The organism is uncultured Bradyrhizobium sp. (assembly GCF_947648125.1).
Taxonomy (GTDB): domain Bacteria; phylum Pseudomonadota; class Alphaproteobacteria; order Rhizobiales; family Xanthobacteraceae; genus Bradyrhizobium.
This window is the reverse complement of the sequence record NZ_CANSMR010000038.1, coordinates 1-26,372: the sequence shown is the minus strand read 5'-3', so window position 1 is coordinate 26,372 and position 26,372 is coordinate 1. Positions and strand designations below refer to the sequence as shown.

General features: G+C 65.5%; 22 protein-coding genes and 1 other RNA gene. 14 read left to right on the top strand and 9 right to left on the bottom strand.

Translation table 11 applies throughout. The annotated features are described in order from the left end of the window. Positions 1–127: 127 nt before the first annotated feature. Together Q0030_RS36605 and Q0030_RS36600 are read left to right on the top strand one after the other, a co-directional pair. Positions 128–1,885, top strand: coding sequence for a methyl-accepting chemotaxis protein (locus tag Q0030_RS36605; protein WP_298378719.1), 1,758 nt, complete (start codon positions 128–130; stop codon positions 1,883–1,885). A gap of 195 nt (positions 1,886–2,080) precedes the next feature. Then, the gene (locus tag Q0030_RS36600) at positions 2,081–3,505 is read left to right on the top strand and encodes a methyl-accepting chemotaxis protein (RefSeq protein WP_298378717.1); all 1,425 of its coding nucleotides are present in this window, start codon (positions 2,081–2,083) and stop codon (positions 3,503–3,505) included. Between the two features lie 274 nt (positions 3,506–3,779). On the opposite strand, the gene Q0030_RS36595 is transcribed toward Q0030_RS36600, so the two are convergent. The 4 genes from Q0030_RS36595 to Q0030_RS36580 form a co-directional block, all read right to left on the bottom strand. Beyond that, complete coding sequence (locus Q0030_RS36595; protein WP_298378715.1) at positions 3,780–4,604, bottom strand: TIGR00282 family metallophosphoesterase; 825 nt, start codon at positions 4,602–4,604, stop codon at positions 3,780–3,782. Positions 4,605–4,606: 2 nt separating this feature from the next. Then, positions 4,607–5,185, bottom strand: coding sequence for a 5-formyltetrahydrofolate cyclo-ligase (locus tag Q0030_RS36590; protein ID WP_298378713.1), 579 nt, complete (start codon positions 5,183–5,185; stop codon positions 4,607–4,609). Positions 5,186–5,386: 201 nt separating this feature from the next. Beyond that, positions 5,387–5,547: non-coding RNA, 6S RNA (gene ssrS / locus Q0030_RS36585), on the bottom strand. A 200-nt stretch (positions 5,548–5,747) separates the two neighbouring features. Further along, on the bottom strand, positions 5,748–6,377 hold the full coding sequence (locus Q0030_RS36580; RefSeq protein ID WP_298378711.1) for a TetR/AcrR family transcriptional regulator: 630 nt from the start codon (positions 6,375–6,377) through the stop codon (positions 5,748–5,750). Between the two features lie 135 nt (positions 6,378–6,512). On the opposite strand from Q0030_RS36580, the gene Q0030_RS36575 reads away from it, so the two are divergent. Both Q0030_RS36575 and Q0030_RS36570 read left to right on the top strand, forming a co-directional pair. After that, positions 6,513–6,989: a PaaI family thioesterase gene (locus Q0030_RS36575; RefSeq protein WP_298378709.1), complete on the top strand. Its 477-nt coding sequence runs from the start codon at positions 6,513–6,515 to the stop codon at positions 6,987–6,989. A gap of 6 nt (positions 6,990–6,995) precedes the next feature. Then, the gene (locus tag Q0030_RS36570) at positions 6,996–7,211 is read left to right on the top strand and encodes an acyl-CoA dehydrogenase family protein (protein WP_298378707.1); all 216 of its coding nucleotides are present in this window, start codon (positions 6,996–6,998) and stop codon (positions 7,209–7,211) included. Between the two features lie 69 nt (positions 7,212–7,280). On the opposite strand, the gene Q0030_RS36565 is transcribed toward Q0030_RS36570, so the two are convergent. Together Q0030_RS36565 and Q0030_RS36560 are read right to left on the bottom strand one after the other, a co-directional pair. After that, positions 7,281–7,664 (bottom strand): cell division protein ZapA, encoded by a 384-nt coding sequence (locus tag Q0030_RS36565; RefSeq protein ID WP_097673652.1) that lies wholly within the window; start codon positions 7,662–7,664, stop codon positions 7,281–7,283. After that, on the bottom strand, positions 7,661–7,981 hold the full coding sequence (locus Q0030_RS36560; protein WP_223966784.1) for a DUF4164 domain-containing protein: 321 nt from the start codon (positions 7,979–7,981) through the stop codon (positions 7,661–7,663). The genes Q0030_RS36565 and Q0030_RS36560 overlap by 4 nt, the downstream gene beginning before the upstream one ends. Positions 7,982–8,318: 337 nt before the next feature. Here Q0030_RS36560 and tkt point away from each other — a divergent pair, with 337 nt between their 5' ends. The 8 genes from tkt (at position 8,319) to Q0030_RS36520 (ending at position 17,917) form a co-directional block, all read left to right on the top strand. Beyond that, positions 8,319–10,301, top strand: a complete 1,983-nt coding sequence (gene tkt / locus Q0030_RS36555; protein ID WP_298378703.1) for a transketolase — start codon at positions 8,319–8,321, stop codon at positions 10,299–10,301. 163 nt (positions 10,302–10,464) lie between these two features. Beyond that, complete coding sequence (gap, locus tag Q0030_RS36550; RefSeq protein ID WP_298378701.1) at positions 10,465–11,472, top strand: type I glyceraldehyde-3-phosphate dehydrogenase; 1,008 nt, start codon at positions 10,465–10,467, stop codon at positions 11,470–11,472. A 142-nt stretch (positions 11,473–11,614) separates the two neighbouring features. Next, positions 11,615–12,811, top strand: coding sequence for a phosphoglycerate kinase (locus Q0030_RS36545; protein ID WP_298378699.1), 1,197 nt, complete (start codon positions 11,615–11,617; stop codon positions 12,809–12,811). A gap of 42 nt (positions 12,812–12,853) precedes the next feature. Further along, positions 12,854–13,921, top strand: coding sequence for a class II fructose-bisphosphate aldolase (fba, locus tag Q0030_RS36540; protein ID WP_097673655.1), 1,068 nt, complete (start codon positions 12,854–12,856; stop codon positions 13,919–13,921). Between the two features lie 190 nt (positions 13,922–14,111). Further along, positions 14,112–15,137 carry a class I fructose-bisphosphate aldolase gene (locus Q0030_RS36535; RefSeq protein WP_298378696.1) on the top strand — a complete coding sequence of 342 codons (1,026 nt, stop codon included), beginning with the start codon at positions 14,112–14,114 and terminating at the stop codon, positions 15,135–15,137. Continuing rightward, positions 15,138–15,815, top strand: coding sequence for a thiamine phosphate synthase (locus tag Q0030_RS36530; protein WP_298378694.1), 678 nt, complete (start codon positions 15,138–15,140; stop codon positions 15,813–15,815). It begins immediately after the preceding gene. Positions 15,816–15,822: 7 nt separating this feature from the next. Beyond that, complete coding sequence (locus Q0030_RS36525) at positions 15,823–16,896, top strand: tetratricopeptide repeat protein (protein ID WP_298378693.1); 1,074 nt, start codon at positions 15,823–15,825, stop codon at positions 16,894–16,896. 226 nt (positions 16,897–17,122) lie between these two features. Beyond that, positions 17,123–17,917, top strand: coding sequence for an inositol monophosphatase family protein (locus Q0030_RS36520; protein WP_298378691.1), 795 nt, complete (start codon positions 17,123–17,125; stop codon positions 17,915–17,917). A 14-nt stretch (positions 17,918–17,931) separates the two neighbouring features. Here the strand turns inward: Q0030_RS36520 and Q0030_RS36515 are convergent, their stop codons facing one another. The 3 genes from Q0030_RS36515 to Q0030_RS36505 form a co-directional block, all read right to left on the bottom strand. Beyond that, positions 17,932–19,065: an AAA family ATPase gene (locus tag Q0030_RS36515; protein ID WP_298378689.1), complete on the bottom strand. Its 1,134-nt coding sequence runs from the start codon at positions 19,063–19,065 to the stop codon at positions 17,932–17,934. 116 nt (positions 19,066–19,181) lie between these two features. Continuing rightward, positions 19,182–22,340: a multidrug efflux RND transporter permease subunit gene (locus Q0030_RS36510; protein WP_298378687.1), complete on the bottom strand. Its 3,159-nt coding sequence runs from the start codon at positions 22,338–22,340 to the stop codon at positions 19,182–19,184. Positions 22,341–22,346: 6 nt separating this feature from the next. Continuing rightward, a complete protein-coding gene (locus Q0030_RS36505) occupies positions 22,347–23,549 on the bottom strand; it encodes an efflux RND transporter periplasmic adaptor subunit (RefSeq protein WP_298378685.1) in 1,203 nt (400 codons plus the stop codon). A 542-nt stretch (positions 23,550–24,091) separates the two neighbouring features. Between Q0030_RS36505 and Q0030_RS36500 the strand changes: the two genes are divergently transcribed. Then, positions 24,092–25,090, top strand: coding sequence for a flagellar motor protein MotA (locus tag Q0030_RS36500; protein WP_298378682.1), 999 nt, complete (start codon positions 24,092–24,094; stop codon positions 25,088–25,090). A 140-nt stretch (positions 25,091–25,230) separates the two neighbouring features. Further along, positions 25,231–26,259 carry a peptidoglycan -binding protein gene (locus tag Q0030_RS36495; protein WP_298378679.1) on the top strand — a complete coding sequence of 343 codons (1,029 nt, stop codon included), beginning with the start codon at positions 25,231–25,233 and terminating at the stop codon, positions 26,257–26,259. Positions 26,260–26,372 lie beyond the last annotated feature (113 nt).

The following is a 26,372-nucleotide window of genomic DNA, read 5'->3' as shown; positions in this document are numbered from 1 at the left end:
CCCGGGAATACTACCGCAAGCCGGAATATGAGGCACTTGTTAACCATGACTTCATGCCCGGATGCGAGGATCACCCCGTCCCGCCGCAACTTTCCAAGGCAACTTCCCACAGCCCCAAAGAGCCCCCATGGCGTTCGGATTGTTTCGAAAGCAAGTGCCGGAGCCGGCTGCGCCTGCCGCCGCGCCACAGGTTCCAACCGCGGCTGACGTCTCGACCGAGACTGATTCGGCCAAGGATTCGTCGAAGGAAATCCTGGAACTGCTGGAACTCGAGCTCGGTGCGATGATCCGCCAGCTTGAGCGTGCCGCGGGCTCGGTGGCCGACGGCGCCGAGGCGACGGCAGCCAAGCTCGCCACCATCCGCGCCCGCACCGATGCGCTGACCGGCCGCAGCAGCGATGCGCAGAGCACCGCGACGACGTTCTCCGAAGCCGCCGATCGCTTCACCCATTCCGCCGAAGGGATCGGCGCGCAAGTGCGGAGCGCCAGCCAGCTCGCCGACGATGCCGCGGCCGCGGCGCGCGAGGCCACCGCCAATGTCGATCGCCTGCGCGAATCCTCGGCCGCGATCGGCAATGTCGTCAATCTGATCGCGCAGATCGCGCGGCAGACCACGCTGCTGGCGCTCAACTCGACCATTGAAGCGGCGCGTGCCGGCGCCGCCGGCAAGGGCTTTGCGGTGGTCGCCACCGAGGTCAAGGCGCTGGCAGTGCAGACCCAGAGCGCAACCGAAGAGATCACAAGGAAGATCGAGGCGCTGCAGAAGGACGCCACTGGATCGGCGGATGCCGTCCACCGCATCTCGCAGGCGATCGAAAAGATCCGCCCGGTGTTCGAGAACGTCAACGGCGCGGTCGCCGAGCAGAACCAGATCACCGGCGAGATGGGCCAGAACGCGGCCTCCGCCTCCCACTTCATCGTCTCGGTCGGCACCAGCGCCGGCGAGATTGATTCGGCAACGCGCGAAGCCGCCGCCCATGGCGACAATGTCGCGAAGGCCGGCAAGGCGGTGACCGCCTTCGCTCAGAAGCTGAAGGCGCGCTGTGCGGTGCTGCTGCGCCAGGACGAACGCGGCGATCCGCGCAAGAACGAGCGCCTGCCCTGCAGCCTCAAGATCGAGATCACGACCGCGCGCGGCATGGTCACCGCGCCGGTCTATGAGATCGCGATGGACGGCATCCTGATCGGCGGGCCGGACGCCGAGAAGCTGCCGGCCCATGAGACCCTGACCGCGACCTTGCAGGACATCGGCTCGTGCCGGATCAGGATCGCGGACCGCTCCAAGGCAGGCAGCCAGGCGCGCTTCGAGGCGGCGTCCATCGCGCTGCGCGAGAAGATCGAAGACCGGATGTGGGCGATCCACGAGGAGAACGCCGAACTCGTCACCCGCGCGATGGAAGCCGGCAACGCGCTGAGCAGGCTCTTCGAGAACGGACTGGCAAGCGGCGCGATCACGATCGCTGACATGTTCGACACCGACTATGTCGCGATACCGGACACCAACCCGGTGCAGTACCGCACCAAAATGCTGGACTGGGCGGATCGCGCGCTGCCCGCTCTGCTCGAGGCGTTCCTCGCCAAGGACACGCGCCTGGCGTTCTGCGCGACGGTCGACCGGAACGGCTATCTGCCGGTCCACAACAAGATCTACTCGCAGCCGCAGCGGCTGGGCGACGTCGGCTACAACACCGCCAATTGCCGCAACCGTCGCATCTTCAACGATCCAGCGGGCCTCGCCGCCGCGCACAATGAGCGCGCCTATCTGGTCCAGAGCTATGCGCGCGACATGGGCAACGGCAGCACCGTGATGATGCGCGAGATCGACGTGCCGATCCGCGTGCGCGGCAGGCACTGGGGCGCCTTCCGCACCGCCTACAAGCTTTGATGGTTTCGTAGCCCGGATGGAGCGAAGCGCAATCCGGGACACGCGCTTCCACGGGCAGGGATCCGGATTTCGCTGTGCTGCATCCGGGCTACGCAGTGCACGCTCAGGCAAGACCGCCTGCGCGAATCACGCTTTAGATCGGAATGGGGAATGCCGCAGCGGCATGATGGGCTGCTGTAACGGAGGAAACGCGATATGTCGGCGGCGCAGCTTGCAGTGCTGGATACGTCATCGGACCGGACGCTGGCCGAACGGCTGGTCGACCAGCTCGCCGACCGCATCGGCGGCCTCGGGGTCGAGCTTGCCGACATCGCCGGCAATGTCCAGGAGGTTGCGAACCGCGTCAGCAGCCAGTCGGACCGGTTCCATCATCTGCAGGAGACCGCCGAGATTATGGTCTCGGCCAATCACGACATCGCCAACGCATCGCAGGCGGTGCAGACGACCGTATCCGCCGCGGTCGGCCAGATCGCCGAATCGCGCAACGTGGTCGAGACGGCGGTCAGCCATATCGCGGAACTCGTCGCAGCGGTCGGACGGATCGAGGCGCGGCTCGCCGCGGTCGGCTCCGCGCTGAGCCAGGTCGCCAAGGTCTCCGGTTCGATCGAGGCGATCGCCAAGCAGACCAATCTGCTGGCGCTCAACGCCACGATCGAGGCCGCGCGCGCCGGCAACGCCGGCCGCGGCTTTGCCGTGGTCGCGAGCGAGGTGAAGAACCTTGCCGAGGCGACCCGCCAGGCAACCCATCAGATTTCCGACACCGTGCGCGATCTCGACGGCCAGATCGGCAGCCTGATCGGCGAGAGCAGTGATGCCTCGCTGCGCGCCAAGAGCGCCGGCGAAGGCGCCCAGCAGATATCTAGCATCATCATGCGCGTGCAGGAGGGATTTTCATCCGTCGGCGCCGAGATCGGCAGCGTGGCGCGCGCCGCGACCTCCAATCTCGGTCATTGCGACACCGTGATCGCGGAGCTGAACGAGCTCGCCAAGGGCGTCGATCTCTCCTCGCGCGACCTCAAGCACGCCGACGGCCGCGTCGCGAAGCTGCTCGAGCTCTCCGAGAGCCTGATCGTGACCATCGCCGACAGCGGCGTCGAGACCAGCGATGCGCCGCTGATCCGCGTTGTGATCGACACAGCGAAACAGATCTCAGAGCTGTTCGAGCATGCGATCGCGCGCGGCGAGATCACGCTCGCGCAATTGATGGACGAGAATTATCGCGAGATCGCGGGCACCAATCCGAAGCAGTATCTCACCGACTATGTCAGCTTCACCGACCGCGTGCTGCCCGCGATCCAGGATCCGATCCAGAAGACCGATCCGCGCATCGTGTTCTGCGTCGCCTGGGCGCGGAGCGGCTATCTGCCGACCCACAATCCGAACTACCGGCTGCCGCAGGGACCGGACCCGGTGTGGAATAACGCCAACTGCCGCAACCGCCGGCTGTTCAACGACCGCGCGGTAAGCAAGGTCGCGGCCAATATCAAGCCGTTCCTGCTGCAGACCTATCGCCGCGACATGGGCGGCGGCAATTTCGTGCTGATGAAGGACCTGTCATCGCCGATCTTCGTCGGCGGCCGGCACTGGGGCGCGTTCCGGATGGGTTTCCGGCAGAGCTAGGCCAGCCCCTCGCCGGGACGGCGGGGTGTACTGCCAAAATATTGAAAACAACCCCATGCAAAGTAGCCGGCGGCTGCCGGCGCTCGACACTGCACTTGACACGTCGGGCAACTCAGAGGTATTTTTCCATTATTCCGAAATAGCCCCGTAGCCCGGATGGAGCCAAGCGCAATCCGGGTACAGCCTCTCAACTTGCGAGGGACCCCGGATTTCGCGGAGCCTGTCATCGGGCGCACGTTCGCGCGACCCGTTGGCTCCATCCGGGCTACGGGCGCTACGTCCAGAACGGCGGCACAGCGGGCTCGAGCCGCCCGCCGGCGCGCACCGGCGCAACCTTCACCGCAAGCCCGGTCGCATCGTCGGTCTCGACCGCGACGCCGCTCAGCGTCGCAACGCCGCCGGCCGGCTCGAAACGGCCGGAGGGAATGCCGGTGAGGAAGCGCTGCAGCGGCTCCTCCTTCTGCATGCCGATCACCGAATCATAGTCGCCGGTCATGCCGGCATCGCTCATATAGGCGGTGCCGCCGGGCAGCACCTGATGATCCGCGGTCGGCACATGGGTGTGGGTCCCGACCACGAGGCTGACGCGGCCGTCGCAGAAGAAGCCGACGCCCTGCTTCTCGCTGGTCGCCTCGGCATGGAAATCGAGCACGATGGCGTCACAGCCCTCGCGCAACGGGCAGGCTTCGAGCTCGCGCTCGATCGCGCTGAACGGATCGTTCGAGGACGGCTCCATGAAGACGCGGCCGATCGCGTTGATGATCAGCGCGCGCTTGCCGCTCTTGGTGTCGACCAGCGTGGCGCCGCGTCCCGGCGAATGGCGCGGGAAATTCAGCGGCCGGATCAGGCGCGGCGCGCGCTCGATGAAGACCAGCGCTTCCTTCTGATTCCAGGCGTGGTTGCCGAGCGTGATCGCATCGGCGCCGGCGTCGAGCAGCTCCTGATAGATCGCCTCGGTGATGCCGAAGCCGCCGGCGGCGTTCTCGCCGTTGACGACGACGAGATCGAGCGACCAGTCTCTGATCATGCCGGGAAGATGGTCGGATATGGCGGTGCGGCCGGTCCTGCCGACGACGTCACCAACGAAGAGAATACGCAAGGCTAGCTACTCCGGAAATCGAACGTCTTGCGCTCCGTTAGCACATAATCGAGCGGGACGTCGTGCGACAGCGCCGGAATGGCCTTGGTTTCCTGTGCAGCAAAGGCGACCCCCACCCCGATCACATGCTTGGCCTTGCGCAGATGTGCAAAGGTATAGTCGTAATAGCCGGCGCCATAGCCGATGCGGTGGCCGAGCTTATCGAATGCCGCGAGCGGCACCAGCATCACGTCGGGATGCACCTCGGCGGCGGCCGGCGACGGCTCGGGAATGCCGAGCGGCCCGAGCATCAGCCGGTCCTGCGGCGACCAGCTGCGGAAGGTCAGCGACTGGCCGCGCGCATTGATGCATGGCAGCGCAAGCCGCGCACCCTTTTCGGCAAGCTTCTTCATCAGCGGCGCCGGATCGAGTTCGCTGCGGATCGCAGCATAGCCCGATATGATCATGCCCTGCGTGATCTCGAACGGCGCGCCGCGCTTGGCAAGCGCCTCGGCAGCCGTCGCGCGCTGCTCATCGCTCAGCGCGTCGCGCTTGGCGAGGGCAAGCGCCCGAAGCTCGGCCTTCGATGGAGCTGCGTGCATGATCCATCTTCCGCTGTCATCGTCCGCAAAACGCGAACGAGCCGGCACTCCAGAAACGCTAGCATTCGTTTGACCAGGCCGCGGCGCACTGGACACCCCGCGAGGAGCCTGCCAGCGGGCGAGCCGATGACGAGACCCATTGCGGGGAAACTGCACATTCAAACCGCCGCAGCGCGACGACAAGGCAACAGCAAAAATCAGTGCGAAGCCGCAGAGGCCGTTGGAGCGCTCGATCCCGGAGTTCCCTACGAAAGTAGGTGGGCACCATATGTCCGGGTCCACGGACCCGGCCAGGGACAGTTCCCTAAAGGATCGATAAGGCCCCGGGGATATATGGCTCCTGACGCACGACGCAGCTTCGCGGGGCCAATGTAGCGACGAAGTGCCGGTTCCGCCAGCGGCAAGGGGCGGACTTCCGCAAATCAGAGCGCCGGCGCCGTGCTCGGCTTCCGCCGGAGTGCAAAATATCCGGTGCTTGGCGTGCGCTCCGTCACGGCGCCCGACGAAGCGGGCGACCCAAGCAGGCCCCGCCGCCTGATCGCCGACCGAACTGGCGCTTCAATCAGCCTCCGCCGCTCAGCCGCGCAACCATATTCCTCGTGTAGTGCGCCAGCAGAACCGGCGCGTTGTTGCCAAGCACGTCGATCCTTCCCCCGTGCTTGAGCACGAGCAACCCGACCAGATGCGTGATAAGCGCGGTGGCCTCGATGCGGACCATCGGCAGAAACGGCTTCGCCGTGGCCTTGCGAACCTGCTCCGCGAGCAGAGCGAGCAGAGTGTCCAGTTGCCGCTTGAGGGCCTCATCCAGGCCGGACCCGAGCTTCTTCTTGCGGTCCCCATTGAACAGCACGAGCGACAGCGTCAGCTCGGACGGATGCGCGTCGTAATATTTGTATATTGCAAGGGTCCCCCGTCGAAGGGATTTCGCGGGAACAGCGATGCCGTCCATCGCGGCCCTGACTTCTTCAGTGACTGCCAACAGCGATTCACCCAGCACCGCCGCGAATACTTCCTCCTTCGATCGAAACAGCGGGTAGATCGCGCCTGTCGTGCACCCGGCCATTTGCGCGATCGCCCTGATCGACGCGCCCTCGAGGCCGGTGGCCTCAAATACACGCCGCGCGGCGTCAACGATCACGCGACGACGATGAAGGTCGAGGGTCTGCTGATAGGTTTGCGCAGCGGCAGACATTGACTCGTTGCCGGTTCTGTAACATCGTTTCCAACAAATAACACTGTTATTCAGCTTGGGCAAGCGCATGTCGACGCTGCGGCCCCAAGCACTTCCGACGCCAGACGCAGTTCAGAATCTCTCCCGGAGAGCACCATGCGTGAACACGAGACGGCACGCTCCATTGAGCCTCTGCTGGATGCCGAGCAAGTGCGGCGGGCGATCATCCGAAACCTGCCGAGCATCGACCACCACGGCGAGATCGTTGAGAGCGTCGGACCGAACGCGATCCGCGTCCGGCTTCCGTATCAGCAGGCGTTCATGGGAGCCGAGTTGTGGCAAGACGGCAGCGGCGGCGTGTTTTCGGGACCGATGGTGATGGGCCTTGCCGACACCGCGATGTACGGCTGCGTCCTGGCGGCCCTCGGAGCAAACGTGATCCCGGTGATGGCAGCCTTCAACATCACCTTCCTGCGGCCAGCCAGGGCTTCGGATTTGATCGCGGAGGCGCGCATCGTGCGCCGCGGCCGCCGCCTGCATTATCTCGAATGCTGGCTGACTTCGGACGGCGAACCAGACCCTTGCGCCCATATCACGTCGACATATCGGGTCGCGGTGCGGCCGGAGCGCTAGCGCGCCATGCGCCACTCATTCAGTCCCAAGCTCTACGCATCGGAAGCGACCCATGGCATCATCGACAGCGCCGTTCAGATTTTCCGTGCAATGGGGATCAGCAAGGGTGAAGTCGTTGAACGGCTCTATCGCCACGTTCGCGCTTTACGGATCTTCGATGGAACGAGCGAGATCCACAAACTGATCATCGGCCGCAGCCTGTCGGCAGATGCAGGCAAATAGATCGTATCCGGCGGCGTCCGATCATTTTAGTCCGGCACGTCCTCCCCGCGGGTGAAGCTGCCGCGAACTTCAGCCGATCGCGATGCCGCCGCCGATTGTGCGGTTGAGCACCTGCGTGGTGCGCTCGATCCGCTCGGCGGCCGCGTTGAGCGCATTGGAGACCGCGGCCTGGGTCGCGCGGGCGCGGTCGGTGGCGGCGCTGCGGGCATTGCGCAGTTGCTCGACTTCTTCCTCGAGGCTGCGGATGCGCGCGCCCGCATCGACCAGCTCGTCGCAGGCGGTGAGCGCCGCCATCACGGTGAGCCGCGCATCGCCGATCTCGCCGAACTTGCCGCGCAGCGATTCGACGCGCTGCTGGAGATTTTCCGCGAGCTTCAGGAGCCGCACCTCCTGGCCCTCCTCGCAGGCCATCCGGTATTGCCGGCCGTTGATGGTGACGTTGATGTGGCTCATCTGCCTTCTCCGCCATCGAGCACGGCGCGAATGGTACCGATCGCCGCGTCGAGCTTTTCCGCGATGTCGCGATTGACGCGCTCGAGCTTGCGCGTCTTCACCAGCGATCCGTCGAGCTCGTCGGCAAGCCTGGAGCGATCGGCGCCGAGCGCCTGGATCCGGCTCGCCAATTCGTTCTCGTCGCGGTCAGCCTCGCGGCGCCGCTCCACGGAGCTCTCCAACGCATCGAGCGCTGCCATCAGCCGCTTTGTCGCAGCATCGATATCGGCAAGCGGTGCCTCGGTATTGCCAGACCCGTTGGCGAGACGATCACTCATGACACGCGGTGTGGACCCTTCAAGTCGGTCAGCTGGGGTAGCCTGGTGGAAACAGGCCTGCCGCACGGCAAAACTGGCGGTTCGGCAAGCGGTTAGCGGACGAAATTTACGTGGCAAGCGAGCCGAGTGCAACGGCGGCGCCAAACTATGCACCGTTCAATGAAATTGGGCCATTTTGGGCGACTTTTCCCCGTTTTGGGGCGTTTCATCGCCTTGGACTTGCGGAATTGAGGTGCTAATCCACCCTCCAACCCGTAAGGCCATCCACGCGCGTATCGCGGCTGCCCGCCCCGATGCGTCCAGCATTCAGCTCCTCATTCCAGGCGGACTTTTCATCATGACGCAGGTCGATCACACCCGTATGGCCAATGCGATCCGTGGCCTTGCCATGGACGCCGTCGAGAAGGCGAATTCCGGCCATCCCGGCCTGCCGATGGGCGCCGCCGACATCGCGACCGTTCTGTTCACCAAATTTCTGAAATTCGATGCCGCCGACACGGCATGGCCCGATCGCGACCGTTTCGTCCTCTCGGCCGGCCATGGCTCGATGCTGCTCTATGCGTTGCTGTACCTTACCGGCAACAAGGACATGACGCTCGACCAGATCAAGCGTTTCCGCCAGCTCGGATCGCTGACGCCGGGACACCCGGAGAACTTCCACACCAAGGGCATCGAGACCACCACCGGCCCGCTCGGCCAGGGCATTGCGACCGCGGTCGGCATGGCGCTCGCCGAGAAGATGCTCGCCGCAGAGTTCGGCAAGAAGATCGTCAACCACCACACCTATGTGCTCGCCTCCGACGGCGACCTGATGGAAGGCATCTCGCAGGAAGCGATCGCGCTGGCCGGCCATTGGCGCCTCAACAAGATGATCGTGCTGTACGACGACAACGGCATCTCGATCGACGGTCCGACCTCGATCTCCGATTCCGTCGACCAGGTGAAGCGCTTCAAGTCCGCCGGCTGGGCCGCCGAATTGATCGACGGACATGATCCGCAGGCGATTGCCGCCGCGATCACCCGTGCGCAGAAATCCAGCAAGCCTTCGATGATCGCCTGCAAGACCACGATCGGCTTCGGCGCGCCGACCAGGGCCGGCACCGCGAAAGCTCATGGCGAGGCGCTCGGCGCTGCCGAGCTCAAGGGTGCCAAGGAGAAGCTCGGCATCTCGCTCGAGCCGTTCTCTGTGCCCGACGACGTGCTGAAGGCCTGGCGCGAGGCGGGTGCCCGCGGCGCCGCCGAGCACAAGGCGTGGGACGAGCTGTTCGCGCAGCTCGGCAACCGCAAGCGCGCCGAGTTCGAACGTCGGATCCGTCACGAGCGGCCGCAGTCGCTCGCCAAGGGGCTGCGCGCCTTCAAGAAGGGGCTGCTGGAAAATCCGCTCAACGTCGCGACCCGCAAGTCGTCGGAAGCCGCGATCGAAGTGATCGCCGCCGCGATGCCGATGGAATTCGTGGCCGGCTCCGCCGACCTCACCGGCTCCAACAACAACAAGGCGAAGTCGGCGACTGCGTTCGCCGCCAAGACCCCGAAGGGCCGCTTCATCCATTACGGCGTCCGCGAGCACGGCATGGCGGCGTGCCTCAACGGCATCTTCCTACATGGCGGCTTCGCGCCGAACGGCGCAACCTTCCTGGTGTTCACCGACTATGCGCGCGGTGCGATGCGGCTGTCCGCGCTGATGGGCACCGGCGTGGTCTATGTGATGACCCATGATTCGATCGGCCTCGGCGAGGACGGCCCGACGCACCAGCCGGTCGAGCATCTCTCCGCGCTGCGCGCGATGCCCAACATGCGCGTGTTCCGTCCCTGCGACGCGGTCGAGACCGCCGAGTGCTGGGAACTGGCGCTCAACCGGATCGACGGACCGACCGTGCTGGCACTGACCCGCCAGAACCTGCCGCAGCTCCGCACCACTGCGCCGAACGACAACCCGTGCAGCCATGGCGCCTACGAGCTGGTCGCGGCGCAGGGCGACGCAAAAGTGTCATTGTTCGCCTCCGGTTCCGAGGTCCAGATCGCGGTCGAGGCCCAGAAGCAGCTCGCCGGGCGCGGCATCGCGACGCGGGTCGTCTCGGTCCCGTCGCTGGAATTGCTGCTGGCGCAGCCCGCCGAGCGGCAAAACGCCGTTATCGGCAAGGCCCCGGTCAAGATCGCGATCGAGGCCGCGGTGCGCTGGGGTTGGGATGCCGTGATCGGCCATGACGGCGAATTCGTTGGCATGCACGGTTTCGGCGCCAGCGCCCCGGCGAAGGACCTTTTCCCGCATTTCGGCATTACTGCAGAGGCCGTCGTTAACGCTGCCCTGAAGCGCGTCTGACGCTGGCCAGACACCCGCCGGTCGAAGGTTGAGCTTGCCGCGAAAAAGGATTACCAAAGCTCCATCTTTTCCGCTCGCGTCCGGCTGAACCGGGCGTTCCGCCGTAAAACCCTCGTGGGATACCTCCCACGGGGCCGGCAGCAGCTTTTAGAGGAGACACAGCATGGCAATCCGCGTCGCGATCAACGGGTTTGGGCGTATCGGCCGCAATGTGTTGCGCGCCATCGCCGAGTCCGGCCGCAAGGACATCGAGGTGGTCGGCATCAACGACCTCGGTCCGGTCGAGACCAACGCGCACCTGCTGCGCTTCGATTCCGTGCATGGCCGCTTTCCTGGCACCGTGACCGTCGACGGCGATTCGATCAGCGTCGGCGACAACAAGATCAAGGTCTCGGCCGAGCGCGATCCGTCCAAGCTGCCGTGGAAGGCCCTCGGCGTCGACATCGCGCTGGAATGCACCGGCATCTTCACCGCCAAGGACAAGGCCTCTGCGCATCTTGCCGCCGGCGCCAAGCGCGTGCTGGTCTCGGCGCCCGCCGACGGTGCCGATGCGACGATCGTCTACGGCGTCAACCATGACACGCTGAACAAGGATCAGCTTGTCGTCTCCAACGGCTCCTGCACCACCAACTGCCTGGCGCCAGTTGCCAAGGTGTTGAACGAGACGGTCGGCATCGAAACCGGCTTCATGACCACGATCCACGCCTATACCGGCGACCAGCCTACGCTCGACACCCTGCACAAGGATCTCTATCGCGGTCGCGCCGCGGCGATGTCGATGATCCCGACCTCGACCGGTGCCGCGAAAGCCATCGGCCTGGTGCTGCCGGAACTGAAGGGCAAGCTCGACGGCGTCTCGATCCGCGTGCCGACCCCGAACGTCTCGGTGATCGACCTGAAGATCGTCGCCAAGCGCGCCACCGACGCCAAGGAAATCAACGAGGCGATGAAGCGCGCCTCCGAGCAGCAGCTCAAGGGCATCCTGGGCTTCACCACTGCGCCGAACGTCTCGATCGATTTCAACCACGATCCGCACTCGGCCACCTTCCACATGGACCAGACCAAGGTGCAGAACGGCACGCTGGTGCGTGTGATGGCCTGGTACGACAATGAGTGGGGTTTCTCGAACCGCATGGCCGACACCGCCGTCGCGATCGGCAAGCTGATCTGAACATAGACCACCGTGATGCCCGGCCCAGCGCCGGGCATCTGCGTGTTTGCCCCCGCATTCGCGACCTTGACGGCCGCGACATCGGCAAGCGAAAGCGACGCCGTCCACTGGATGGCTGTGTCCGGCCGCACAGGAAACGCTCATGACCAAATCGTTCCGCACCCTCGACGACGTCAACGTGAAGGGCCAGCGCGTGCTGCTGCGCGTCGACCTCAACGTTCCCATGGAAGGCGGCCGCGTCACCGACGCCACGCGGCTCGAGCGCGTTGCTCCCACCATCACCGAAATTTCCGACAAGGGCGGCAAGGTGATCCTGCTCGCCCATTTCGGCCGGCCCAAGGGCCGCGATCCCAAGGACTCGCTGAAGCCGGTCGCCGAGGCGCTGTCCAAGGTGATCAAGCGCCCGGTCGCCTTCGCCGAGGATTGCATCGGCGAAGCGGCGGCCAAGGCGGTTGCGGCCCTCAAGGACGGCGACATCCTCTGTCTCGAGAACACCCGCTTCCACAAGGAAGAGGAAAAGAACGACGCCGGCTTCGTCGCTGAACTGGCCAAGCTCGGCGACATCTGGGTCAACGACGCCTTCTCCGCCGCGCATCGCGCCCACGCCTCGACCGAAGGCCTCGGCCACAAGCTGCCGGCCTATGCCGGCCGCACCATGCAGGCCGAGCTCGACGCGCTCGGCAAGGCGCTGGAAGCCCCAACGAAGCCCGTGATCGCGATCATCGGCGGCGCCAAGGTCTCGACCAAGATCGACCTGCTGGAAAACCTCGTGAACAAGGTCGACGCGCTGGTGATCGGCGGCGGCATGGCCAACACCTTCCTGCACGCGCAGGGCATCGCCGTCGGCAAGTCGCTCGCCGAAAAGGACCTCGCTCCAACCGCGCTGCGGATCATGGAGAAGGCCAACGCGGCCAATTGCGCGATCATCCTGCCGGTTGATGCGGTTGTCGCCAACCAGTTCGCCGCCAACGCGCCGTCGCATGCCTATGGCCTCGACGCGATCCCGGCTGACGGCATGATCCTCGACGTCGGCCCGCAATCGATCGCGCGCATCCATGCCGCGATCGACGATGCCGCGACGCTGGTCTGGAACGGGCCGCTCGGCGCCTTCGAGCTGACGCCGTTCGACCGCGGCACCGTGGTGTCGGCCAAGCATGCCGCCGAGCGCACCAGGGCCAGAAAGCTGATCTCGGTCGCCGGCGGCGGCGACACCGTCGCGGCGCTCAACCAGGCGGGCGTGGCCGGCGATTTTTCCTACGTCTCGACCGCGGGCGGCGCGTTTCTTGAATGGATGGAAGGCAAGCCGCTGCCGGGCGTCGAAGTTTTGAAGAAGGGTTGATTTAGGTCACATCCGCGAACGCGCATTACAGGGAGAAATGGAATGGCTCGCATAACATTGCGGCAACTGCTCGATCACGCGGCCGAGCACGATTACGGCGTACCTGCCTTCAACATCAACAACATGGAGCAGGCACTGGCGATCATGGCCGCGGCCTCCGAGGTCGACGCGCCGGTCATCATCCAGGCCTCGCGCGGTGCGCGGTCCTACGCCAACGACGTCATGCTCAAGCACATGATGGATGCCGTCACCGAGATTTATCCGCAGATCCCGGTCTGCGTGCATCTCGACCACGGCAACGAGCCCGCCACCTGCATGACCGCGATCCAGGCCGGCTTCACCTCGGTCATGATGGACGGCTCGCTGAAGGCCGACGGCAAGACCCCCGGCGACTGGGACTACAATGTCGGCGTCACCAGGACCGTGACCGGCATGGCCCATCTCGGCGGCATCTCGGTGGAAGGCGAGCTCGGCGTGCTCGGCTCGCTCGAGACCGGCATGGGCGACAAGGAAGACGGCCACGGCGCCGAAGGCAAGCTGTCGCATGACCAGCTGCTGACCAATCCGGACGAGGCCGTGAAGTTCGTCAAGGAGACCAAGGTCGACGCGCTGGCGATCGCGATGGGCACCTCGCACGGCGCCTACAAGTTCACCCGCAAGCCCGACGGCGACATCCTCGCCATGAACGTGATCGAGGAAATCCATCGCAAGCTGCCGAACACGCATCTCGTCATGCACGGCTCCTCGTCGGTGCCGCAGGAGCTGCAGGAAATCATCAACGCCAATGGCGGCAAGATGAAGCCGACCTGGGGCGTGCCGGTCGCCGAGATCCAGCGCGGCATCAAGAACGGCGTGCGCAAGATCAACATCGACACCGACAACCGGATGGCGATGACCGGCCAGATCCGCAAGGTGCTGAAGGACAATCCGGAAGAGTTCGATCCGCGCAAGTACCTGAAGCCCGCGATGGAGGCGATGACCAAGCTGTGCAAGCAGCGCCTGCAGGAGTTCAACACCGCGGGCCAGGCCAGCAAGATCAAGAAGGTGCTGACCACGGCGGAAATGGCCAAGCGCTACGCTGCGGGCGCGCTCGATCCCAAGGTCGCCTGACAAGGTCGCCTGACAACTTCTCGCCTGAATCATTAAGGCGGGACACCGGTTCTGACGCAGTCGGAAACGGTGTCCCGGGGCTTGATCGCCGGCTGCGACAAACATCGGCCGCGACCAACGTTTTCTAGGCATTTGCCCGAGAACCGCCTATTTTGGTTTGCAAAGGCAATGGCTCCGGAGGACGCCCCCGATGAACCTCGCTGACCTCAACAAAATTGCGCTCGCCATGGTCACCCCGGGCAAGGGCATCCTCGCCGCCGACGAATCCTCCGGCACCATCAAGAAGCGTTTCGACGCCATCAAGGTCGATTCGACCGAAGACAGTCGCCGCGACTACCGCGAGATGCTGTTCCGCTCGCAGGAGGCGATGAGCAAGTACATCTCCGGCGTCATCCTCTACGACGAGACGATCTGGCAGAATGCCAAGGACGGCACGCCGCTGGTCAAGCTGATCGAGCAGGCCGGCAGCATTCCCGGCATCAAGGTCGACGAAGGCACGCAGGCGCTGCCGAACTGCCCGGGCGAACTCGTCACCGCCGGCCTCGACAAGCTCGCCGAGCGCCTGAAGAAATATTACGAGCGCGGTGCGCGCTTTGCGAAATGGCGCGCCGTGATCGATATCGGGCCGCGAATTCCGACCCAGACCGCGGTCCGCGTCAACGCCCACGCGCTGGCGCGCTATGCCGCGCTGTGCCAGGCCGCACAGATCGTCCCGATCGTCGAGCCCGAGGTGCTGATGGACGGCGATCACGACATCGACCGCTGCTATGAGGTGACGCAGCGTGTGCTGAACCGCACCTTCCAGGAATTGCGGGTGCAGCGCGTCGCGCTCGAAGGCATGATCCTGAAGCCCAACATGGTGATCTCGGGCAAGAAGTGCCCGAAGCAGGCGTCGGTGCAGGAAGTCGCCGAGAAGACCATCCGCCTGCTCAAGAGCTGCGTGCCGGCCGCGGTGCCCGGCATCGCTTTCCTTTCCGGCGGACAGAGCGACGAGGAAGCGACCGCGCATCTCGACGCCATGAACAAGATCGGCCACCTGCCCTGGCGGCTGACCTTCTCCTATGGCCGTGCGCTGCAGGCGGCGCCGCAGAAGGCGTGGTCCGGCAAATCAGACAATGTTCCCGCGGGCCAGCGCGCCTTCTCGCATCGCGCCCGGATGAACGGACTGGCGAGCACCGGCAATTGGGAAGCCGGCCTCGAGAAACAGGCGGCATAGTTGGCCACCAAGCCCGTTCCGCCGCCGCCGGTGCCGCGCCTCTATCTGGCAACCCCGCCGGTCGACGAGCCGTTGCAGCTTGCGGCCGAGCTTGCCGACCTGCTTCCCGCGGCCGACGTCGCGGCCGTTCTGGTGCGGCTGCGCGAGACCGATCCGCGCAGCATCATCTCCACCATCAAGGCGCTGGCGCCTGCGATCCAGAACGCGGGTGCGGCGCTGCTGATCGACGGCCATCCCGATATCGTGGCCCGCGCCGGCGCCGATGGCGCACACCTGACCGGCATCGCCGCGATGGAAGAGGCGATGCCTGCGCTGAAGCCCGACCGTATCGCAGGCGTCGGCGGGCTCGCGACGCGCCACGATTCCATGGCCGCGGGCGAAGCCGGTGCCGACTATGTGCTGTTCGGCGAGCCCGACGCCAAGGGACAGCGGCCCTCGCTTGAGGCGATCGCCGAGCGGCTGGAATGGTGGGACGAGTTGTTCGAGCCACCCTGCGTCGGCTTTGCGACCTCGCGCGAGGAAGCCGAGGCGTTCGCCGCGGCCGGCGCGGATTTCGTGCTGGTCGGAGATTTCATCTGGTCCGATCCGCGCGGCGCCAAGGCCGCACTCGTCGAGATCGGCGAAGCGGTTGCGCACGCGCATGCCGGCACATTGGGCAAGGCCAAGGCCGAGGGATGACGCCGGAATGAAATGCCTGCGTCCGATAGGAGTTGCGCTCGGCTGCACGATGCTGGCGAGCGGCGCGATGGCGCAGCTCTCGATCACGCCGCCGGCACAGACGCCGCCGCCCGCGAAGAAGGAGGCGCCGAAAGAGAAGCCAAAGGTGCATGCGCCCGCCGCGAAGAAGCCCGCGCCGAAGCCCACCGCCACACCAACGGCCACCCCGACACCCTCGCCGACCCCGACGCCTGACGATCCCAATGTCGACCTCGTCTACGGCGCCTATCAGCGCGGCATGTACAAGACCGCGTTCGACCTGGCGATGGTGCGCGCCCAGAACAACAACGATGCCAAGGCCATGACGATGCTGGGCGAGCTCTATGCCAACGGGCTCGGCGTCAAGCGCGACTACGTCAAGGCCGACGACTGGTACAAGCGCGCGTCCGACGCCGGTGACCGCGAGGCGATGTTCGCGCTCGCGATGATGCGGATCGCCGGCCGTGGCGGCGCGGTGGACAAGGATTCCGCGGTCAAGCTGCTGGCCTCGTCGGCCAAGCTCGGCGAACCGAAGGCGGCCTATAACCTCGCGCTGCTCTATCTCGACGGCCAGACCCTGCCGCAGGACCTCAAGCGCTCCGCCGAGCTGTTGCGGATGGCCGCGGACGCCGGCAGCCCCGAGGCGCAATACGCGCTCGCGACCTTCTACAAGGAAGGCACCGGCGTGCCGAAGGACCTCGAAAAGGCGGCCCGGCTGCTGCAGGCCGCCTCGCTGGCCGACAATGTCGATGCCGAGGTCGAATATGCCATCGCGCTCTACAACGGCGCCGGCACGCCGCGGAATGTGCCGGCGGCGGTGGCGCTGCTGCGCAAGGCTGCCCGGCAGAACAGCGCGATCGCGCAGAACCGCCTCGCCCATGTGCTGGCGACCGGCGCGGGCGCCCCGGTGGACAAGGTCGAGGCGCTGAAATGGCACACGGTCGCCAAGACCGCCGGCAAGGGCGACCCCGATCTCGACGACATCCTCGCCGATATGAGCCCGGAAGACCGCGCCAAGGGCGAGGCAGCCGCGCGAAAATGGATCGGAAACAACGTCAAATGACGCCTTGACGGGGCGGCCTCCAGAGGGCACCCCAGTCCGCGAATCCAAGGCAGTTCCCCTCCCGCCCCGTCATCCTGAGGTGCGAGCGGAGCGAGCCTCGAAGGATGCACGGCCCCCGACTGGTGACCGTCGATCCTTCGAGACGCGCGTTCCGCGCTCCTCAGGATGACGGGACTACATCTGAACCCGCCGCCACGGCACCATCGCACCAAAGAAATCGCCAATCATGCTCTACTCCGCCCTCATCAATGTCATGGTCAAGGCCGCGCGCCGCGCCGGCCGCAGCCTCAAGCGCGACCTCGGCGAGATCGAACACCTCCAGGTGTCGCTGAAGGGGCCGGCGAACTTCGTCTCGCTCGCCGACAAGCGCGCCGAGGAGATGCTCTACACCGACCTCGAGAAGGCCCGGCCCGGCTACGGGTTCCTCGGCGAGGAAGGCGGCAAGCGCGAAGGCAGCGACAAGACCCACACCTGGATCGTCGATCCCCTGGACGGCACCACCAACTTCCTGCACGGCATCCCGCAATTCGCGATCTCGATCGGGCTTCAGCGCGAAGACACGATCATCGCGGGCGTGATCTACAATCCCGCCAATGACGAGCTCTACATCGCCGAGCGCGGCAAGGGCGCGTTCCTCAACGACCAGCGGCTGCGCGTCGCCGGCCGCCGCCAACTCAACGAATGCGTGGTCGCCTGCGGCCTGCCGCATATCGGCCGCGGCAATCACCAGCTGGCGCTGCAGGAGATGGCCGCGCTGCAGAGCAAGGTCGCGGGCTTCCGCCGCTTCGGCGCCGCCTCGCTCGACCTCGCCTTCGTCGCCGCCGGCCGGCTCGACGGCTACTGGGAGCGCAATCTGCAGTCTTGGGATGTCGCAGCCGGCCTCTTGATGGTCCGGGAAGCCGGCGGCACCGTCTCCGGTATCCAGGGCAGTGACGACCCGCTGCTGACCGGCCACGTCGTCTGCGGCAACGAGTTCGTGCACGGCGAGCTGATCAAGATCCTGAAGCCGCTCGGGCAATAGCGCGACGGCTCGATCTAGTCGTCGTCGTCATCCTCGTCGTCTTCGCCGTCACGAAATTCACCGCCGAGCGTCAGGCCCTCGATGGCCGTGGCGCCCTTCGCCTTGACCACCCGGCGCAGCGGCACCGAGCTCTCGCTCCGCAGCGCCTCCATCAAAGGCTCCGAATGGGTGACGATCCAGATGTCGGCGCGGCGCGACGCCCTGGCGATCAGCCTCGCCAATGGCGCCAGCAGCGATGGATGCAGGCTGGTCTCGGGTTCGTTCAGCGCGATGAACGGCGGCAGCCGATAGCCCATGAACACGGCGAGCAGGCAGATATATTTCAGCGTGCCGTCGGATAGTTCGTGCGCCTTGAACGGACGCGGCACGTCCGCCTGCTGCAGCTCGAATTCGCACCGCCCGTTTTCCGCCCATGCCCGCAGTTCGGCGCCCGGGAACGCGTCGTCGATCGCATCCTGCAGATCGACCGCATCTTGCCTGATCGCGCTGAGCGTTGCCAAGGCCGCAGCCAGATCGCTGCCATCAGCGCTCAGCGACGGCGTCGTGATCGCCAGACAAGGCTTGCGGATCGGCGAGCCCGGATCGGTACGGAAATCGTGATAGAAGCGCCAGCTCTGCAGCGCGTTTCGGATCAGGTCGATCTCGGGGCACGCTTTGCCGTCGAGAAAATCCGCGAGCGCGGTTTCCGATGGTAGCACCGCATTCTTGTGCTCGCTCCAGGCGCCGGTCTCGCCGCGGACGCTGACGTGCGAATTGGTCCGCTCCATCATCAGGACCTTCCGCTTGCCGTGGATCGCCTCGATGCGTTCGGACTTGATCATCGGCTCGCCGGGAAACGCCGCCTCGACCGGGCCGGGATGTCCGAGCTCGATCGAGTAATTGACGTGTTCGAATCTGGCCGCCAGCCGCAGCCGTCCATCCTCGCCCCGCTTGCGAAAGCCGGACCAGCAGACCGAGTTCAGCCCACCCTCGTCGGCGATCGTGCGCGTGATCCGGCCGGTCGCCGCGTCGCGCAGCAGCGACAGGGACTTGTAGAGATTGGACTTGCCGACGCCATTCTCGCCGATGAAGACCGACAGCGGTTGAATGGGCATGGTGAGCCGGCGAATGGAGCGATAATTCGAGATCGCAATATCGGTCGGCCGCATCACATACCCTCAATCCCCGGGTTGCCTGTACGCCCCCCGTTCAATCCAGAGATGCAATCTGGATTGGTCGGCATGCGAAAGCAAGCCGCTGAGCTGGTCGGCCGTCGTCTCGAACATCAGTGACCGATCCTCGCCGGCGCAGGCGGGCCGTAGACTTCGGCGTTCTCCGGCGCCTTCTCGCGATCTCCCGCCAGCACACGCTGCACGCTGACGAAGAACACCGGCACCAGGAGCAGCGCGAGGATCACGACGGCGATCATGCCGCCCATCACCGACGTGCCGAGCGCCTGCTGGCTGGCGCCGCCGGCACCGGTGGCGATCGCCATCGGCAGCACGCCGCAGACGAAAGCGAGACCGGTCATCAGGATCGGGCGGAAGCGCAAGCTGCACGCCTCGATGGTCGCCTCGACCAGCGGCTTGCCCTGCGCGCGCAGATCCTTGGCGAACTCGATGATCAGGATCGCGTCCTTGGCGGCGAGGCCGATGATGGTGATCAGGCCGACGGTGAAATAGACGTCGTTGGACAGCCCGCGCAGCGTTGCCGCCACCACCGCGCCGAGAATGCCGAGCGGAATCGTGAGCAGCACCGCGAGCGGAATGGTCCAGCTCTCATAGAGTGCGGCGAGCAGCAGGAACACCACGAGCACCGACAGCGCGAGCAGGAACGGCGCCTGTGAGCCCGACAGCTTCTCCTGCAGCGACTGGCCGGTCCACTCATAGCCGAAGCCGCGCGGCAGCTTGTCGGCAAGCCGCTCCATCTCCGCGATCGCGTCACCCGAGGTGAAGCCCGGCTTCGCCTCGCCGGAGATGCGCACCGCCGGATAGTAGTTAAAGCCCGCGATTTGAGTGGGCCCCTTCGACCATTCGATGGTGGCGAAGGCCGAGAACGGCACCAACTGACCGCGGCTGTTCTTCACATTGTAATTCAGGATGTCGTCCGCGTTCATGCGGCTGGTCTTGTCGGCCTGCACGATGACGCGCTGCATCCGCCCGCGGTTCGGGAAGTCGTTGATGTAGTTCGAGCCGAGGTTGGTCGAGATCGTGTTGTTGATGTCCTCGAAGGTGAGGCCGAACGCGCCCGCCTTCTCACGGTCGATCATCAGATTGACCTGCGGCGCCGGCGGCAGGCCCTCGACATAGACCTTCTGCAACACGGGACTGGCATTCGCCTCCGCGATCAGGCGGTCGGACGCCGCGATCAGCGCCGCATAGCCCTTCTGACCGCGGTCCTGCAGGCGGAACGAGAAGCCCGAGGAGTTGCCGAGGTTGTCGATCGGCGGCGGCTGCAGCGCCGAGATCCTGGCATCGCGGATCGTCGACGACAGGTCGCGGTTGATATCGGCAACGATGGCGGCGGCGGAATCCTTCGAGCCGCGCTCCGACCAGTCCTTCAGCGTGATGAAGGCCTGTGCGGTGTTCATGCCCTGGCCGAGGAAGCTGAAGCCGGTGAGGAACGTGACGTTCTCGATGCCGGCGCGATCCTTCAGGTATTTCTCGACCTGCTCGACCGCAGCTTCGGTCCGCGCATAGGACGACTCCGACGGCGTCTGCACGTCGGTCGTGATGAAGCCCTGGTCGTCGACCGGCAGGAAGCCGCCCGGCAGCCGCACGAAGCCGTAGGCGACGCCCACGAACAGCACGAGATAGATCAGCATCAGGCGACCGGTGCGCTTCAGCCCACCCTGCACGGTGGTGACATAGCCCGCGCGGCTGCTGTCGAGCACGCGATTGAAGGCGCCGAACACGCCCTTGCGGGCATGGCCGTGACCCTTCTCGACCGGCTTGAGCAGCGTCGCGCACAGCGCCGGCGTCAGCGACAGCGCGAGCAGCGCCGAGAACGCGATCGCCGCCACCATGGTGACCGAGAACTGGCGGTAGATGATGCCGACCGAGCCGGGGAAGAACGCCATCGGCACGAACACCGCCATCAGCACCAGCGTGATGCCGATGATGGCGCCTGATATCTGCGACATCGCCTTCTTGGTGGCTTCCTTCGGCGGCAGGCCCTCCTCTGCCATGATGCGTTCGACGTTCTCGACCACGACGATGGCGTCGTCGACCAGGATGCCGACCGCCAGCACCATGCCGAACATGGTCAGCATGTTGATCGAGAAACCCGCGATCATCAGCGTCGCGCAGGCGCCGAGCAGCGCCACCGGAACCACGATGGTCGGAATGATGGTGTAGCGGATGTTCTGCAGGAACAGGAACATCACGATGAATACCAGCACCACCGCCTCGACCAGCGTCATCAGGACCTTCTCGATCGAGGCCTTCACGACGGGCGTGATGTTGTAGGGAATCTCGTAGGAGATATTGGCCGGGAAGAAGCGCGACAGCTCCTTCATCTTGGCTTCGACCGCGCTCGCGGTCGCCAGCGCATTGCCCTTCGGCGACAGCAGCACCGAAAGGCCGGCGGTCGGCTTGCCGTCGAGACGGGTGTTGAACTGGTAGCTGAGACCGCCGATCTCGATCCGCGCGACGTCGCGCAGGCGGACCGTCGAGCCGTCGGCATTGGCGCGCAGGATGATCGCGCCGAACTCGTCGGGCGAGGACAGCTGGCCCTTCACCAGGACCTGCGCGGAGATCTTCTGCGTGTCGGTGCTCGGTTCGGCGCCGATGCTGCCGGAGGCGACCTGGGCGTTCTGCGCCGTAATCGCCTTGTTGACGTCGTCGGCGGACAGGCCGTAGCCGACCAGCTTGGCCGGATCGATCCAGATGCGCAGCGAACGCTCGGTCGAATAGAGCGTGGCGCGGCCGACGCCGGGGATACGGCGCACCTCGCCCAGCACGTTGCGGATCATGAAGTCGCCGAGGCCCACTTCATCCAGCGAGCCGTCGGTCGAGTTCAGCGTGATGATCTGCAGCACGGCCGACGAGGCTTCCTCGACCAGGATGCCCTGCTGGATCACGGCGCGCGGCAACCGCGCCTCGACGCGCTTGAGGCGGTTCTGTACCTCGACCGAGGCCTGGCTGGTGTCGGTGCCCGGCTTGAAGTTGGCGATGATCTCGACCTGGCCGAGCGAGTCGGAGGTCGATTCGAAGTTCAGGATGTTGGCGGCGCCGTTGAGCTCCTCCTCGATCAGCCGCGTGACGCTGTTGTAGAGGTTTTCAGGCGACGCGCCGGGATAGCTCGTCGAGATCGAGATCGAGGGCGGCGCGATGATCGGATACTGCGCGACCGCGAGCAGCGGAATCGAGATCGCGCCGACCAGACAGATGAACAGCGCGACGACCCAGGCGAAGATCGGCCTGTCGATGAAAAAGCCGGGCATGTCGGATCACTTCACCGCGTGCGCGGTCTGCTGCGAATCCGGTGCCGCAGCAGCGTCGATCTCACGCCAGGCCAGCGGTCGCACCTTGTCGCCGGCGGCGAATTTCTGGAAACCCTCGACGACGACCTTGTCGCCGGCCTTGAGGCCTTCGGTCACGAACCAGGAACCGCCCTGCAGCGAGCCGGTGCGCACCGGCTGCACCGCGACGTGATTGTCGCCCTTGACGACGAACACCTCGCTGCCGCCGCCGCCATTGCGCTGGATCGCCTGCTGCGGCACGGCGATCGCATCGGTGTCGATGCCCTGCTCAATCTGCACGCGGACATACATGCCCGGCAGCAGGACTCGATTCGGATTCGGGAACTCACCGCGCAGGGTGACCTGCCCGGTATGGGCGTCGACCTTGGCGTCGGAGAACAACAGCTTGCCCGGCAGCGGATAGATCGAGCCGTCGTCGAGCACGAGACGCACCTTCATCGCGTCGGACTCGATGCGGTCGAGATCGCCGTTCTCGAAGGCGCGACGAAGCTGGTTCATCTCGGTGACCGACTGCTGGAAGTCGGCATAGATCGGATCGAGCTGCTGGATGGTCGCAAGGCTCGCGGCGTCGTTCTGCACGACGAGCGCGCCTTCGCTGATGACGGCAGCACCGATGATGCCGTCGATCGGCGCGCGGATCGTTGCATAGTCCAGATTGAGTTTCGCGCGCGCGACGTCGGCCTCACGGCCCTGCACGTCGGCTTCGGCCTGCTTCAGGTTGGCGATCGCCTTCTCGTTCTCGGCCTCCGAGGTCGCGCGCTGGTTGGTGAGGGTGGCGATACGGCGCGCCTGCAGCGAGGTCTGCTCGAGCACGGCCTTGGCGCGCGCCAGCGCCGCCTCGGTCGACTGCAATTCGACTTCGAACGGGCGCGGATCGATCTGGTACAGGGGATCGCCGACCTTCACCTCGCTGCCCTGGTGGAACATGCGGTTGACGACGATGCCCGAGACGCGCGGGCGCACCTCGGAAACGCGGGTCGGCGCGATGCGGCCCGGCAGCTCGCGCACCATCGCGCGCGCCTGCTGCTTCACGGTGACGACACTGACGTCCGGCTCGGGTGCTTGCACGGCGGCGGTCGCGGAATTCGGCTCGTCGCAGCCAGCAAGCAGTGGCGCCGTCACGGCCAGCATCAGAGCAATGCATGCCGATTGCGCGCGAAGTCCAGACATTGAGATGATCGCCCCTGAGAGGTTTGAACAAACGAACGGCGGTGTCACGGCGACAGCGCTCGCGTTGCTGCGGTGAAAATAAAATCTCGTTGCTGCGACGCAATGCGTTTTTCGGCGGCTCATTGTCACAGAACGCTATCACCCTGATTTCGCAACATGTTTTATCGGGTCACTGCATTGTGAGCGGGTTCCATCGCAGGCTGTGGAAATGCGTTAAGGACTGCGTGAGCGGGAAAACGCCTTTTGCCTGTGCGGGAATGCCGCAGATTGCAAAGTCGCAATGCGCGGCGCGCGAATCGCCGATCGCGGCGCGCCTCGCCCGGCGATGTGTGCAACCCGAGGTCGTCTCGCGACCCGCGCGTGGGATTGGCGCCTTCCGAACAGGCTGATGCGCCGAAGCGCCGGAATGCTGCGCAAAGCGGCAACACTCTGCCCGGTCTCAACCCAAGGTTATGCCATCCGCCTTTGGATTCGGCTTTCCTCACTCCGCCGCTGTGCCATATTGCTGGCAGATGCGGCCTTCGCGAACGGATGACCCGGCAATGCCCCCTTCCCGCTCCGACATGGAGATCGAACTGAGCAAGCTGTCCTCGCCCAGGATCTTCCTGGTGCGGATGCTGGTGTTCCTGGTGCTCTGCAGCCTGGTCGGGGTCGTGCTGTACAAGCAGATCGTCACCGCCTTCTTCGCCAATCCCGGGCTGAACGCCCTGATCGGCGCGGTGCTGCTGATCGGCATCATCCTGGCGTTCCGCCAGGTGATCCGGCTCTATCCCGAGGTCGCCTGGGTCAATAATTTCCGCATCGCCGATCCCGGCCTCGCAATCGAGCGCCGTCCGACCCTGCTTGCCCCGATGGCCGCGATCCTCGGCGGCGAGCGCACCGGGCGGATGTCGATCTCGCAGCAGACCATGCGGCATCTGCTCGATTCGATCGCAACCCGCCTCGATGAAGCCCGCGACATCTCGCGTTACATGACCGGCCTGCTGGTGTTCCTCGGCCTGCTCGGCACCTTCTGGGGCCTGATCGAGACAGTGGGCTCGGTCGGCAAAGTGATCGACGGGCTCAAGGTCGGCGGCGACGCCGGCGCGCTGTTCGACACGTTGAAGGAGGGCCTCGCCGCCCCGCTCGGCGGCATGGGCATTTCGTTCTCGTCCTCGCTGTTCGGCCTCGCCGGCTCGCTGATCCTCGGCTTCCTCGATTTGCAATCGAGCCAGGCCCAGAACCGCTTCTACACCGACCTCGAGGACTGGCTCGCCACCACCGTGCGCGGCATTTCCGGCGACGGTGTCGGCGCCGGCGGTGCCGACCTGCAGGGCGCGATCGACCGGCTGCGTGCGACCTTCGAGGAAGGTGGCGCCGGCGGCGGCGGCCGCAGCACCACGGCGGCGATGGCCAATCTTGCCGAGGCGATCCAGGGGCTGGTTGCACATATGCGCACCGAGCAGCAGATGATCCGCGAATGGGCCGACGGCCAGGGCGAGCAGAACCGCGAGATCAAGCGGCTGCTCGAGCGCCTCGCGCGCCAACCCGAGAAGAGCTAGGAACGCGCGCCCCGGACGCTGCGCAGCACGAAGTGATGCGCTGCAGAGCCGGGGCACACAGAGTTCATGGGTCCCGGCTCTGCGCCGCAGCGTTGCACGCTGCACCGCGTCCGGGACACGAGAGTTGAGGAGAATGCTTGATGGCCCTCGCCCGCTCGCGCCGCAGCGAATCCGGCTTCAACTACTGGCCCGGCTTTGTCGACGCGCTGTCGACGCTGGTGCTGTCGATCGTGTTCCTGCTGTCGGTGTTCCTCGTCGTGCAATTCTTCCTGTCCCAGGAGGTCACCGGCAAGGACAAGGCGCTGGAGCAGCTCAACGCCAAGATCGCCCAGCTCAACGACCTGCTGTCGCTGGAGAAGCTCTCCAAGCTGACGCTCGACGACCAGGTGTCGCAGCTTCGCGCCGGCCTCGCCTCTGCCGAGGGCGAGCGCGACCGCATGAAGGGGCTCTATGAGGGGCTGGCCAATTCCGGCAACGACGCCCAGGGCCGTGCCAACGAACTCAACAAGGCGCTGGAGTCCGAGAAGAGCGTGTCGTCGCGCGCGCTGGCGCAGATCGAGGTGCTGAACCAGCAGATCAGCGCGCTGCGCCGCCAGCTCGCCGCGCTCGAGGAGGCGCTCGACGCCTCCGAGAAGCGCGACAAGGAATCGCAGAGCCGGATCGCCGATCTCGGCTCGCGCCTCAACGTCGCGCTGGCGCAGCGGGTGCAGGAATTGTCGAAGTACCGCTCGGAATTCTTCGGCCGGCTGCGCGCGATCCTCGGTAACCGTCCCGATATCCGCATCGTCGGCGACCGCTTCGTGTTCCAGTCCGAAGTGTTCTTCGATACCGGCCAGGCGACGCTGCTGCCGGAAGGCAAGACCGAGCTCGACACCGTGGCGAATGCGTTGATCGATCTCGACAAGCAGATCCCGGCCGAAATCGCCTGGGTGCTGCGGGTCGACGGCCACACCGACGTCCGGCCGATCAACAGCCCGCTGTTCAAGTCGAACTGGGAGCTGTCCTCTGCGCGCGCGATCTCGGTGGTGCAATATCTGGTCTCGCTCGGCGTGCCGGCGCAGCGCCTGGTCGCCGCCGGCTTCGCCGAATTCCAGCCGCTCGACACCGCGCAGACCGAAGACGCCTACAAGCGCAACCGCCGCATCGAGCTGAAGCTGACGGAACGCTAGGCGGCACACGCCTCCGCGCTCCGCTTCGCCAGGACGACACTGAATGTGGCACGGCCTGCATCCACAATCGTCGTCCCTGCGAAAGCAGGGACCCATAACCACAGGGTCGGGTT